Source organism: Streptomyces sp. cg40 (assembly GCF_050320165.1).
GTDB classification, from domain to species: Bacteria; Actinomycetota; Actinomycetes; order Streptomycetales; family Streptomycetaceae; genus Streptomyces; species Streptomyces hokutonensis.
In genome coordinates this window covers 8,376,972-8,389,495 of the sequence record NZ_CP190128.1, presented here as the reverse complement: position 1 = coordinate 8,389,495, position 12,524 = coordinate 8,376,972, and the positions used below count along the sequence as shown (strand labels likewise).

Annotated in this window: 12 protein-coding genes; 4 read left to right on the top strand and 8 right to left on the bottom strand. The window is 72.3% G+C overall.

What is annotated here, in order from left to right; all coding sequences use genetic code 11:
• Positions 1–34: 34 nt before the first annotated feature.
• From mshC to ACQHII_RS37855, 4 genes are all read right to left on the bottom strand, one after another.
• A complete protein-coding gene (gene mshC / locus ACQHII_RS37870) occupies positions 35–1,264 on the bottom strand; it encodes a cysteine--1-D-myo-inosityl 2-amino-2-deoxy-alpha-D-glucopyranoside ligase (RefSeq protein WP_427923491.1) in 1,230 nt (409 codons plus the stop codon).
• 94 nt (positions 1,265–1,358) lie between these two features.
• The gene (locus ACQHII_RS37865; RefSeq protein ID WP_427923490.1) at positions 1,359–2,177 is read right to left on the bottom strand and encodes an SCO1664 family protein; all 819 of its coding nucleotides are present in this window, start codon (positions 2,175–2,177) and stop codon (positions 1,359–1,361) included.
• Positions 2,141–2,731, bottom strand: a complete 591-nt coding sequence (locus ACQHII_RS37860) for a DUF3090 domain-containing protein (protein ID WP_019066074.1) — start codon at positions 2,729–2,731, stop codon at positions 2,141–2,143. Before ACQHII_RS37860 ends, ACQHII_RS37865 begins: the two co-directional genes overlap by 37 nt.
• A 75-nt stretch (positions 2,732–2,806) precedes the next feature.
• A complete protein-coding gene (locus tag ACQHII_RS37855) occupies positions 2,807–3,493 on the bottom strand; it encodes a histidine phosphatase family protein (RefSeq protein ID WP_427923489.1) in 687 nt (228 codons plus the stop codon).
• Between the two features lie 62 nt (positions 3,494–3,555).
• Here ACQHII_RS37855 and corA point away from each other — a divergent pair, with 62 nt between their 5' ends.
• Positions 3,556–4,554, top strand: a complete 999-nt coding sequence (gene corA, locus ACQHII_RS37850; RefSeq protein ID WP_427923488.1) for a magnesium/cobalt transporter CorA — start codon at positions 3,556–3,558, stop codon at positions 4,552–4,554.
• Between the two features lie 3 nt (positions 4,555–4,557).
• Here the strand turns inward: corA and ACQHII_RS37845 are convergent, their stop codons facing one another.
• Positions 4,558–5,346 carry a ferritin-like domain-containing protein gene (locus ACQHII_RS37845; RefSeq protein ID WP_427923487.1) on the bottom strand — a complete coding sequence of 263 codons (789 nt, stop codon included), beginning with the start codon at positions 5,344–5,346 and terminating at the stop codon, positions 4,558–4,560.
• A gap of 236 nt (positions 5,347–5,582) precedes the next feature.
• Positions 5,583–6,638 carry an LLM class F420-dependent oxidoreductase gene (locus tag ACQHII_RS37840; RefSeq protein ID WP_427923486.1) on the bottom strand — a complete coding sequence of 352 codons (1,056 nt, stop codon included), beginning with the start codon at positions 6,636–6,638 and terminating at the stop codon, positions 5,583–5,585.
• A 186-nt stretch (positions 6,639–6,824) separates the two neighbouring features.
• Between ACQHII_RS37840 and ACQHII_RS37835 the strand changes: the two genes are divergently transcribed.
• A complete protein-coding gene (locus ACQHII_RS37835; RefSeq protein WP_427923485.1) occupies positions 6,825–7,808 on the top strand; it encodes an aldo/keto reductase in 984 nt (327 codons plus the stop codon).
• On the top strand, positions 7,805–10,132 hold the full coding sequence (locus tag ACQHII_RS37830; protein WP_427923484.1) for a helix-hairpin-helix domain-containing protein: 2,328 nt from the start codon (positions 7,805–7,807) through the stop codon (positions 10,130–10,132). The genes ACQHII_RS37835 and ACQHII_RS37830 overlap by 4 nt, the downstream gene beginning before the upstream one ends.
• 95 nt (positions 10,133–10,227) lie before the next feature.
• On the opposite strand, the gene ACQHII_RS37825 is transcribed toward ACQHII_RS37830, so the two are convergent.
• A complete protein-coding gene (locus tag ACQHII_RS37825; RefSeq protein WP_427923483.1) occupies positions 10,228–10,974 on the bottom strand; it encodes a hypothetical protein in 747 nt (248 codons plus the stop codon).
• Between the two features lie 47 nt (positions 10,975–11,021).
• Here ACQHII_RS37825 and ACQHII_RS37820 point away from each other — a divergent pair, with 47 nt between their 5' ends.
• Positions 11,022–11,210: a DUF5703 family protein gene (locus ACQHII_RS37820; RefSeq protein ID WP_005485166.1), complete on the top strand. Its 189-nt coding sequence runs from the start codon at positions 11,022–11,024 to the stop codon at positions 11,208–11,210.
• 110 nt (positions 11,211–11,320) lie between these two features.
• On the opposite strand, the gene ACQHII_RS37815 is transcribed toward ACQHII_RS37820, so the two are convergent.
• A complete protein-coding gene (locus ACQHII_RS37815) occupies positions 11,321–12,430 on the bottom strand; it encodes a chaplin (RefSeq protein WP_427923482.1) in 1,110 nt (369 codons plus the stop codon).
• Positions 12,431–12,524 lie beyond the last annotated feature (94 nt).

Genomic DNA, 12,524 nt, shown 5'->3' with positions numbered 1-12,524 from the left:
CCGGGAGGAACCGCCCCTGTTCTGTCGGCTGTTGCTAGAGGGCCACGCCCAACAGGGCGTCCACGGCACGGGAGACGACGCCGGGGGCGCCCTCGTCGCTGCCGCCCCGGTCGCGCTGGACGGCGGCCCAGCGGTCCACCGCGGCGAGTGCGGCGGGGGCGTCGAGGTCGTTCGCGAGGGCCTCGCGCATCTCCTCGACGAGCCGTACGGCGGAGGGGCCGTCGGGCCGGGAGACGGCGGCACGCCAGCGGCCGAGCCGGGCGACCGCGTCCGCGAGCACCCCGTCGGTCCACTCCCAGTCGGAGCGGTAGTGGTGGGCGAGCAGCGCCAGCCGGATCGCGGCCGGGTCGACGCCCTCGCGGCGCAGCGCCGAGACGAAGACCAGGTTGCCCTTGGACTTCGACATCTTCTCGCCGTCCAGGGCCACCATGCCGGCGTGGACGTACGCCTTGGCCATGGGGAACTCGCCGGTCAGCACCTGGGCGTGCGAGGCGCCCATCTCGTGGTGCGGGAAGGCGAGGTCGGAGCCGCCGCCCTGCACATCGAAGCCCATGCCGAGGTGGTCGAGGGCGATGGCCACGCACTCGATGTGCCAGCCGGGGCGGCCGGCGCCCAACGAGCCGCCGTCCCAGCTCGGTTCGCCCTCGCGGGCGGCGAGCCACAGGATCGGGTCGAGGGGGTTCTTCTTGCCCGGGCGGTCCGGGTCGCCGCCGCGCTCGGCGGACAGCAGGCGCATCGCGGCGGCGTCGAGGTTCGAGACCTTGCCGAAGTTGGGGTCGGACCCGACGGAGAAGTAGATGTCGCCCTCGAGTTCGTAGGCGGCACCGGCCTCCCTGAGGCGCTCGACGAGCGGCACGATGCCGGGTATCGCCTCGACCGCGCCGATGTAGTGCTTCGGGGGCAGCATGCGCAGGGCGGTCATGTCCTCGCGGAAGAGGGCCGTCTCCTTCTCGGCGAGGGCCACCCAGTCGACGCCGTCGCGCACCGCGCGCTCCAGGAGCGGGTCGTCGACGTCGGTCACGTTCTGGACGTAGTGAACCTGCCGCTTGGTGTCGAGCCACACGCGCTGCACGAGGTCGAACGCGTTGTAGGTCGCCGCGTGCCCCATGTGGGTGGCGTCGTACGGCGTGATGCCGCACACGTAGAGACGGGCGACGGGACCGGTGTCCGGGGTGACCAGACCGCCGGTCGCGGTGTCGTGGATCCGGAGGTCGCGGCCCTTGCCGGGCAGGGCGGGGACCTCAGAAGCGGGCCAGGCATACATGTCATGAGCGTAACCGGACGGATGTTTCGCATACGAACCGGACCAGGTCGGATGGCCGGTTGGGCGCTCTTGCGCGGTCCCCGCCGGTATGCAGCTACACGGGCGGCCACGGAATGGCCGGCCACTCCCCGCTCGGCTCGGGATGCCTTCCGGCCGCGAGCAGCGCGTCGACCCGCGCGCGCGTGGCGTCGAGTTCGACGGCGGTGATCAGCTCGGCGAGCTTCCCGGCGAGCCCGGCACCGTCCCTGAGCGCCTCTCTGAGCCCCTGGAGGACCTCGATCGACTCCTGGGTCAGGGACTCGCCCGCCCAGCCCCACAAGAGGGTGCGCAGCTTGTTCTCGGCGTTGAAGGTGACTCCGTGGTCGATGCCGTAGAGGCGCCCCTCGTCGGCGGGCAGCAGATGGCCGCCCTTGCGGTCGGCGTTGTTGATCACGGCGTCGAGGACGGCGAGCCGGCGCAGCCGCTCGTCGTCGGCGTGCACCAGGAGGGCGGTCTTCCCCTCGCCGACCTCGGCGAAGCCGATGGCCTTCCACCCCTCGTCGGGCTCCTCGGCGTCGACCAGGGCCAGCAGCTCCGACTCGGCCGCCGCCTCGATCCACAGCTGGCACATGCCCTCGCCGTACGGCCCGTCGCGCAGCACGGTGGTCGGCACGAGCCCCCAGCCGGTCGCCTCGGAGACCTCGTAGGCGGCGACCTCGCGCCGGGCCAGGTTGCCGTCCGGGAAGTCCCACAGGGGGCGCTCCCCGGCGACCGGTTTGTAGACGCAGGACGCCTCACGGCCCTCGTACGTCACGGAGCAGAACAGCACCGCGTTCGACGCCTCGCGGATGCGTCCGCGTACCTTCAGCTCGCCCTTGGCGAGCAGCTCGGCCGTGGTCACGCTCCGCGGCGGTATCCGTTCTGGCGCGGACATACGTGTCCTTCCGGGTCGAGCGGGAGGCTGCACAGCGGGCAGGGCGGGCGGCCGGCGTTGACGACGTCCAGGGCGCGCTTGGCGAAGGCGCGGGCCTGGGCCCCGGTGAGGCGGACCCGCAGCATCGGGGGTCCGTTCTCCTCGTCCTGGAGCAGGCGCTCCTCGGCCTCGGCGAGGTCCTCCTCGGACTCCGCGTCGAGCTCCACGAGGGCCTGCGCCTCGACGATCATGCGCTGTTCCTCGCCGTCCCAGGCGAGCGCCATGGTCCCGACGCGGAACTCCTCCTCGACGGGGGTCTCCAGGGGGCGGGTGTCGGAGATCTCGGTGGGGGTGACGGCGGGGACGGCCGCGCTGCCGCCGCTGCGCCGTACGACCTCGTCCAGAAGCTCGTCCATGCGCTCGGCGAGCGCGGCGACCTGCGTCTTCTCCAGGGCCACGCTGGTCACCCGAGGGCCGGCGGCGGCCTGGAGGAAGAACGTACGGCGCCCGGGCAGACCGACCGTACCGGCTACGAAGCGGTCCGGCGGGTCGTAGAGGAACACCTGACGGGACACGTCCTGTCTCCATTGGGATCGACTGCTGACAAGTGCGGCGCTACTGCGACCGCTTCACCCTACTGCGGCCGACGATCACGGTGCGCCCGCGCCGCCCCCGACCGTGGCCTCGTCGCCCGGGGGCTCCTCGCGCGGCGCCAGGGAGGCGAGATCGCCGGTGTCCCCGAGCCGTACGAGAAAGGGCCTGAGACGGGTGTAGCGGATCGCGGTGATGGAACACGGTTCTACGGAGATCCGCTGGAAGAGATCGAGATGAAGTCCGAGTGCGTCCGCGACGAGGGACTTGATGATGTCGCCGTGCGAGCACATCAGGTAGACGGCGTCGGCGCCGTGATCGCGCTCCACGCGCGCGTTCCACTCGCGTACGGCCTCGGCCGCGCGGGTCTGCATCGCCCGCATCGACTCGCCGCCGGGGAACGCGGCGGCCGAGGGGTGCGCCTGGACGACCTCCATCAGGGGCTCGCCCGACAGCTCGGCGAGCTTGCGGCCGGACCAGTCGCCGTAGTGGCACTCCCCGATCCGCTCGTCGGTGTGCGCGCGCAGCTCGGGGCGGGCGTCCAGGAGGGGCTGGAGGGTCTCCTGGCAGCGTTGCAGCGGGCTGGCGACCACTTCGGCGATCGGCAGCGCGGCGAGCCGTCCAGGGAGCGCGGCGGCCTGCGCGCTGCCCCGCTCGTCGAGGGCGACACCGGGCGTCCAGCCGGCGAGCACTCCCCCGGTGTTGGCGGTCGAACGTCCGTGCCGGACAAGGATCAACGTGGGCATGCGGCCAAGGGTAGGCGCACCCCAGGGTGCGACTTTGGGCGGACGGCGGGAGAATACGCACCGTGATCGTCGACTACGCCATCTACCGTGACGGACGCCGGACCGAGGGGCCCGGCGATTTCTCCGACGGCCTGGACCACTGCCGTCGGATGGGTGACGCGTTCGTCTGGATCGGTCTCTACGAGCCCACCGAGGACGAGTTCGACAAGGTCACCGAGGAGTTCGCGCTGCATCCGCTGGCCGTCGAGGACGCCCTGACCGCCCATCAGCGGCCCAAGCTGGAGGTCTACGACGACTCGCTGTTCATGGTCCTCAAGCCGGTGGGCTACGAGGCGGACAGCGACATGGTCACCTCCGGCGAGGTCATGGTCTTCGTGGGCGACTCCTTCGTGGTGACCGTCCGGCACGGCGAGGAGGCCCCCCTGGCGGCCGTACGGCACCGCCTCGAGGAGGAGCCGGCGATGCTGCGGCACGGTCCTACGGCGGTGCTGTACTCGATCGCGGACGCCGTGGTCGACCACTACGTGGACGTGGCGGGCGAGTTGGGGACCGACCTGGAGGAGCTGGAGGCGGCGGTGTTCTCGCCGACCGGCGGCGGCTCGCGGACCACGGCCTCGCGGATCTACGCATTCAAGCGGCAGATCCTGGAGTTCCGGCGGGCCACCGGGCCGCTCGCGCAGCCGCTGTCCCGGCTCGCGGGTGTGGGTCTCGCCGGTGACCGGGTGCCGTTCGTGAACGACAAGTCGCGGCCGTTCTTCCGGGACGTGAACGACCACCTTCTGAAGGTCAACGAGTCCGTGGAGGGCCTGGACCGGCTGGTGTCGGACGTCCTGGCGGCGCATCTCGCGCAGACCGGCGTCCGGCAGAACGACGACATGCGGAAGATCTCCGGGTGGGCGGCCATGGCCGCGGTGCCCACGATGATCGCGGGCGTCTACGGCATGAACTTCGACCACATGCCGGAGCTGCACTGGCTGTGGGGGTACCCGGCGGTGATCCTGCTGATGGTCGCCCTGGAGGTGCTGCTGTACCGGACGTTCAAGCGGCGCGGCTGGCTGTAGCGCTCACGCGAACTCGGGTGCCGTGGTCGCCGGTCCGCCGAGCGCGTCGCGTCGTTCCGGCATCCTCAGGGACACCATCCGCCGCCAGCCACCGAGCCGTTCGTAGGCGTACACGGCGTGGATGCCCGCGGCCAGGAGCGCCGACTTGGCGCGCGGCCAGCCGAGGACGCGTCCCATGTGGGCCATCACGGCGAGGCTGACGTCCCGGTAGATCCGGATCTCGGCGAGCGCGCACTCCCGCAGGGTCCGCTGGATCGCGCGGCCGTGTCCGGCGGCGGCGAAGCGCAGCAACTCCTCGTGGCAGTAGGCGAGATGGTTGTCCTCGTCGTTCGAGATCATCCGCACCGCGCGGCCGAGGTCGGGATGGTCGGCGAAGTGCCTGCGCAGCAGCTCCATCTCCTCGGAGGCGCGCTGTTCGGTGACCCGGCTGTGCGCGAGGTAGGTGACGATGTCCTGGACGGTGAGCGGCGTCTCGCCCTTGAGCTTCTCGTGCGCGAGACCGATGCCGCGCCGCTCCAGGAGCATCGTGTAGTCGGTGTCCGGGGGCACCGGGACGGGTTCGAGGCCGCGCTTCTTCATGAGGGCGTTGAAAATGCGCCCGTGCTTGTCCTCGTCGGCGCCGTGCCGGCTGATCTTGGGGGCGAGACCGCGTTCGTCCGGCGGGACGAGGGCGGCGATGCGCCCGTTCTCCCAGCCGCCCTGGGACTCCCCGCTGGCCGCGATGGAGCAGAACAGCCGGAAGGACTCGTCGTTGTCGAGGATCTCCTGGAACAGGCTCTTGGCCGAAAGCATCTGAAGGTCCCTCCATGCAGGATTTCGCCGCATTCCGCAAAGAACGAGTCAAATGCGGCGCCAGAGGTGCTGCAACAGCTGTGTCGGACAACTCCGCCAAAAGGAGGACCGCGGATGTCCCTACGGGGGCGTAACCGCGCGGGCCGCCGCGCGTTGTTCCCCGTGACGGCCGTGGCGGGGAAGACCCCCCGAGCCCCCACCACGGCCGTAGAAAACTTCCGTACGACAGGGCCGCGTTACGCGAGACCCGCGCGCTCCAGCGCCTCGGTCCCGGCGCGGAGCGCGGCGATCCGCTCGTCCAGGGTCCAGCCCGCCGGGGCGAGCGTGAGGGTGGTGACACCGGCCGCCGCGTACTCCTTCATCCGGTCCGCGATGCGGTCCACGGAGCCCAGGAGCGTCGTCTTGTCGATCAGGTCGTGCGGGATGGCGGCGGCTGCACCGTCCTTGTCGCCGGCCAGGTACTTGTCCTGGATCTCGGTCGCCGCCTCCTCGAAGCCCATGCGACGGGCCTGCTTGTTGTAGAAGTTCTGCTGCCGGCTCCCCATGCCGCCGACGTAGAGCGCGGTGTACGGGCGGAAGGTGTCGGCGAGCTTCTCGACGTCCTTGTCCTCGCCGAAGGCGAGCGGGAGCGTCGGGACGATGTCGAAGCCTTCGAGGGTCTTGCCCGACTTCTCGCGCCCGGCCCTCAAGTGCCGTACGGCGGTGTCCTCCAGGTGCTCGGCGGACGGGAAGATGAGCAGCGCGCCGTCGGCGATCTCGCCGGTCTGCTCCAGGTTCTTCGGGCCGATCGCCGCGATGTACAGCGGGATGTGCTCGCGCTGCGGGTGCACGGTCAGCTTGAGCGGCTTGCCCGGGCCGTCGGGCAGCGGCAGCGTCCAGTGCTCGCCGTCGTAGGACAGCCGCTCGCGGGTCATCGCCTTGCGGACGATCTCGACGTACTCACGCGTGCGTGCCAGCGGCTTGTCGAACTTGACGCCGTACCAGCCCTCGGAGACCTGCGGGCCCGAGACGCCGAGGCCGAGGCGGAAGCGGCCCCCGGAGAGGGAGTCGAGGGTCGCGGCGGTCATCGCGGTCATCGCGGGCTGGCGGGCCGGGATCTGGAAGATGGCCGAGCCGACGTCGATGCGCTCGGTCTGCGCGGCGACCCAGGTGAGGACGGTGGCCGCGTCGGAGCCGTAGGCCTCGGCGGCCCAGCACACGGCGTAGCCGAGGCGGTCGGCCTCCTGGGCCACGGCCAGATTGTCGCCGTCCATTCCGGCACCCCAGTAGCCGAGGTTGATCCCGAGCTGCATGGCAGACCCCTTACCGATCAGTAACGTCGCTGTTGTGCCGACCCTAGCGCGAGGTGGTCCGGGCGGACAGGACGGGTGCCGGTGAGTGGTCACGGAGCGTGCCGTGCGACCCACTGTGGATCATCGTGGAAGTCGGTTGTCCACAGGCAACCACAGGCCAGGTTCAGGCCAGTAATCTCGGCGTTCATGGAGCAGAGGCATCTCGGCCGTACCGGCCTTCGTGTGTCCCGGATCGGACTCGGCACCCTCACGTGGGGGCGCGACACCGACGAGCACGACGCCGCGGACCTGTTGAAGGCGTTCTGGGAGGCCGGCGGCACCCTCGTCGACACGGCGGACGTGTACGGCGACGGGGAGGCCGAGTATCTGCTCGGACAGCTCATAGAGGGGCTCGTGCCGCGCCGGGACCTGGTCATCTCGACGAAGGCGGGGAGCGTGCCCGACCCCGACCGCCGCTTCGACGGCTCGCGCGGCCATCTGCTCGCCGCGCTGGACGCCTCGCTGGCCCGGCTCGGCACGGACTACGTCGACCTGTGGCACATCCACGCCTTCGACCCGTTCACGCCGCTGGAGGAGACCCTCCAGGCCCTCGACCTGGCGGTCAGCAGCGGCCGGGCGCGCTACGCGGGCGTCTCCAACTACTGCGGCTGGCAGCTCGCCAAGGCCGCGACCTGGCAGCTGGCGGCGCCGGGTTCACGGACGCGGCTGGCGAGCACCCAGCTGGAGTACTCGCTGCTCCAGCGGGGCGTGGAGCGCGAGGTGCTGCCGGCCGCGCTCGACCTGGGCATCGGGCTGCTGCCCTCCTCGCCGCTCGGCCGCGGGGTGCTCACCGGGAAGTACCGCAACGGCACACCGGCCGACTCGCGCGGTGCCTCGGAGCACATGGGGCTCTTCGTCGCGCCCTACCTCGACGACACGGCGAGCCGCATCGTGGACGCGGTGACCACGGCCGCGGACGGGCTCGCCGTGACACCCCTCCAGGTCGCCCTGGCCTGGGTCCGCGACCGGCCCGGGGTGGCCGCACCGATCGTCGGCGCGCGCAACGCGCAGCAGCTCACGGCCGCATTGTCAGTGGAGGCCCTTAGTCTTCCTGACGAGATCTGCCGAGCGCTCGACGATGTGTCGGCGCCTCTGCACCGCTATCCCGATCACGACTGGAGCACGCTGTGAGCACGGACCCGGAGACCACGGCCCCGGACACCACGGAGCCCGTCGAGCCCGGCCTGCCGGACGACACGGCCGAGGAGCCGGGCACGGATGCGGTGGAGGACACCGGGGACACGGGGGAAACCGCGGCCCCGCAGGACACGGGCGAGGCCACGACCGCAGAGGGCACCGGAGGCGCGGAAGCCGGCCAAGCCGCGACCGCCGAGGGCACCGAAGGCACCGAAGCCGCCGGTGAGGCCGCCACCGAAACCGCCGCCGCTCCCGAACTGTCCGAAGCCGCCGCCGAGTTGCTCGCGCAGCGGCTGGAGCGGGAGCGGATCGAGCGGCGGAAGGCAGAGAAGGCCGGACCCATCGCGGCCGGGACCAAGCTGAGCGGTACGGCCGCCGATCTGCTCGCGGCCGTCCGGGCCGTGGAGAGCGGCGAGAAGCCCGTGGCCACCGCGTTCACCGGACCGGAGCCCACCCCGCGCCGCGCCGCCACTCCCGAAGCCGTACGGCGGCCACAGCCCGTCGCGGCCGAGCCCGGCGCCCCGGCCGGCGAGACCGTCGCGTCCGTACGGCAGGTACTGGTCGAGGGCGGCGCGCCCGAGACGCTCGCGGCCCAGGTCGCCGCGGCGCTCGGCGAGGGCGCGGACGATCAACTCCGCGAGGATCCCTGGCAGTTGCTGCGCGTCCCGGGGGTGCGGCCCGAGCAGGCCGACGGGTTCGCGCGGGCGCTGCTCGGCGCCGAGTGCGCGCCGGACGACGAGCGCCGGGGCCGGTCGGTCACCGGCTGGCTCCTGGAGCAGGCGGCCCTGGCCGGGCATACGGCCCTGGAGGCCTCGGCGTTGACGGCCGCGCTGGCCAAGCAGGGCGTGCCCGACCCGGACGCGGCGACGCAGAGCGCCATCGCGGAGGGCGAAGTGCTGGTGTTCCAGGACGCGTTGGACGAGCCCGCGGTCCCGGTGCAGCGCACGGACGACGAGGCGGAAGCAGAAGAGGACGCGGAGCGTCCGGTGCGGGTGCTGATCGGCCTGGAGCGGTACGCGCTCGCCGAGGAGAGCCTCGCCGACGGACTGGCCAGGCTGATCAACTCGGTGCCGAAGGAGGACGGTTCGGCGGCGGAGTGGGAGCAGGCGGGTGCCGCCAAGGGGTCCACCGGCGAGCTGATCCGCGCGGTCGCCGGACACGGACTGGTGCTGCACACCGGCGGCGAGGCGTCCCTCGAAGAACCGGCCGCGCTGCTGCACGCGGCGGCGGGCTTCGGCCTGCGCGCCTGGGCCGCCGCGCACAGCCCGGTGGGCAGGGACCGGTTCGCCGCGCTGCTGACGCGGTCCGACGGGACGCACGGGTCGGAGGGCGCCGAGCCCGGGGACGGGGACGGGGACGGACCCCGAGTGGCGACCGTGGCCGGGCTCTTGGCCGGCGCCGAGGGTCCCGGACGGGACACGGACGGTGCCCTCGATCTGGATCTCCTCGTCGTGCTCGACGCGCCTCAACTGGACGTCGAGACGGCGGCGTTGCTCACCGAGTCGCTGCCGGACGGCGCCCGGCTGGTGCTGGCCGGGGACCCGGCGGTGCTGTGGTCGGCGGGCCCCGGGCGGGTCTTCGCCGACCTGCTCGCCGCGCGGGCCTGCCCCCACGTCGTCTCGCGCCGCCCCGACCTCGGCCCCGTGGGCGAGCTGGTCTCCGGCATCGGCATCGGCGAGCTGAACCAGGTGGAGGCCCCCGGCAAGGAGGTCGTGATCGTGCCGGTGCGGGACGCGGGCGAGGCCGTGCACCGGACCGTGCAGCTCGTCGCCGACTCGGTGCCGCGCGTGATCGGTGTCCCCGCCGAACAGACCGTGGTGATCACGCCGGGCCACGGCAGCGCGGCCGGCACCCGTGCCCTCAACGTGGCGCTGAAGGAGCGGCTCAATCCCGGCCCCGGCCGGTTCGGCGGCTTCGACCCAGGTGACCGGGTCGCGTACTCCCCCGCCCCGGGCCGTACCGTCGTCGGCCAGGTGGTGAAGGCCGACGCCGAGGGGCTGCACCTGTCGTGCGCGGGCGAGCCCGTCGTCGTACCGAAGGAGCGGGTGGAGCAGTCCGTGCGGCACGGGTGGGCGCTGACCGCGCATCAGGCGGTCGGGGCGCGGTGGCCCGCGGTGGTCGTGGTGCTGCCCGGGGACGCGGCGCAGGCCCTCAGCCGGCCCTGGGTGTACACGGCGTTCAGCCGGGCGGACCGTCATCTCTCCGTGGTGCACGGCGTGGATCAGGCGCTGCCCCGGGCCGTCGCCGAGATCCCGGCCAAGCCGCGCACGACCCGGTTGCCGGTGCTGCTGCGACCGCAGGTCCCGGTAGGGGGCTGATCGGGGCGCACGACGACGGCGGCGGTCGCGGAGGGGAATTCCTCCGTGACCGCCGCCGCCGTCGTCGTCGTTCGTCTCGGTCGGCGAGGCGCGGCTCAGCGGTCCGCTTCGAGCGCCTCCAGGTCCTCGTCCTCGTCGAGATCCGCGTCGAGGTCGGGATCGAGTTCGTCCTCGATGCCGTCCTCGATCTCCGCCCCGGGCTCGTCCACCTCGTCGAGGTCGTCCAGTTCGTCGTCGATCTCGTCGTCGAAGACGGCGCTGACGTCGAAGCGGCACACCACCCGCTGGGGGTCGACCTGCTCGAAGGGGGCCTCCAGCCAGGCGCCGGGCTCGGCCGCTTCGTCGGCCGCGGTCACCCACAGCGTGGAGTCGCCCTCTTCGAGGCCGAACTCCTTGGGCCGGGAGGCGATCTCGTCGGCCTCGAACTCGTCGAAGAGGATGCCGAGCGCGCCGTGGATCGTGCCGGAGGCCTCCGTGCCGGTGCCGTCGCCGACCGCCGCCTCGACCCGCTGCGCTTGGGCGAGCAGCCGCTGCGGCTCCGCCACCGCGTAGTCGCGACGGATCAGCACGCTCACCGCGTTCGGCTCCTCGGGGCCGGTGTACGGCGGCAGGGAGTCGTCGGTACCGGGGATCTCGAAAGGCGTGACCTCGTCATAACGGTCGTAGAGCAGCTCGTCGTAGACCTCGGCGGCCGCGGCGAGCTGGTTGAACGCCTCGTAGACGGCCGGGTCGTCCTCCCCCGACCGGCCTTCGACCGCGGCCAGGTGGCGGTCGAGCGCGGTCTTGACCGCCTCGGCGGCGGCGCGTACCTCGGCAGCGGTGGGCTGCGCAGCATCAGACATAGTGCAGACGCTATCCGTACCGGGGCTCTGCCCGCACAATAGATGCGATGCCGGAATACGAATTTGTCGACGTGTACGTACCGCGCGGGGTCTCCCGCAAGGACGCCACACGTCTGCTGACGGACCACGCCGAGTACGGACACTGGGAATTGGACCGACTGAGCCTGCTGCGCGACGGCAGCCGCAGGGTGCGGCTGCGCCGGCGGATCATCCGCCAGGTGCGAGCCACGTGGTGAGCTGAGTCTGGCGAAACGGAGCGGGCCCCGGCTGTGCGGGGCCCCTCCGTTGCGCAGATCACATGTTCCCGGGCACCTGTTCCCGGTTCCCGGGTACTTGATCCCAGGCGCTACGCCATGGCCTTCGCCTTGCGGTAGAGCACCGCGCCCGCGAGCAGCGCGCCCGCTCCGACCGGCAGCGCGAGACCGAGCGGCAGCTCGCTGCCGGTGTGCGCGAGCTGGGGGCCGCCCTGGGACTGGACGGCGGACTGCGCACCGGGCTGGTTCACGTGCGCGGAACCGGTCGGCGTGTGGCCGCCCTTGACCGGCGAGGTGATCGGGGTACCGGGGTGGCCGGGAGTGCCGGGGTGGCCCGGCTGACCGGGGGTTCCGGGGTGGACGGGGGTTCCGGGGTGACCCGGCGTCCCCGGAGGGGTCGTCCCGTGACCGCCACCCGGAGGCGTGCCGTGGTGGCCACCGCCACCGTGGTGACCGCCACCCCCATGGTGACCGCCACCCTCGTGGCCACCCCCGTGGTGACCTCCGCCGCCACCGTGATGGCCTCCTCCGCCGTGGCCGCCCCCCTCGTGGCCGCCACCGTGGTGACCCCCACCACCGTGGTGCCCGCCGCCGCCCGGAGGCGTCCCGTGGTCGTGGCCGCCGTCGTGCCAACCGCCGCCGTTGGCGCAGTCGTTGCCGGTGGCGGCGTTGCCGATGCCGATGACGTCCACGCTGTTGCCGCACACGTTCACCGGCACGTCGATCGGTACCTGGACGTGGTTGCCCGAGCCGACACCGGGCGAGCCGGAGGTGTGTCCACCGGCGTGCGAGCCCCCTGAGCCGCCGTGCGCGCCGTGGCCGCCGGAGCCCCCGTGCCCGCCCGAGCCGCCGTTACCGTCGTGGCCTCCGGAGTTGCCGTAGCCCCCCGAGTCGCCGTAACCGCCGGACGAGCCGTGACCCCCCGAACCCCCGTGGCCGTGGCCGTACCCGCTGCCCCCGCCCTGGTTGGCGCACTTGTTGCCGACCGCCGGGTTGAGGATCCCGACCACGTTCACGGTGTTGCCGCAGACGTTGACCGGCACATGCACCGGTGCCTGCACGGTGTTGCCGGACAGTACGCCGGGCGAGCCCGAGGCGGAGCCGCTCGCGCCCGAGTCGGCGTGGGCGACACCGCCCGCCGCGGCGATCACCCCGGTCGCGGCCGCCATGGTCATCAAGCTCTTTCGAGTGACCTGTCGCATTGCTGAATTCCCCCCTGCCTTCATTCCTGACTGAAATTCCTCGCGCGACTGACCGATCGACCTTTCGCTCGATTTCTCGGTCGCTTCCCGGTCG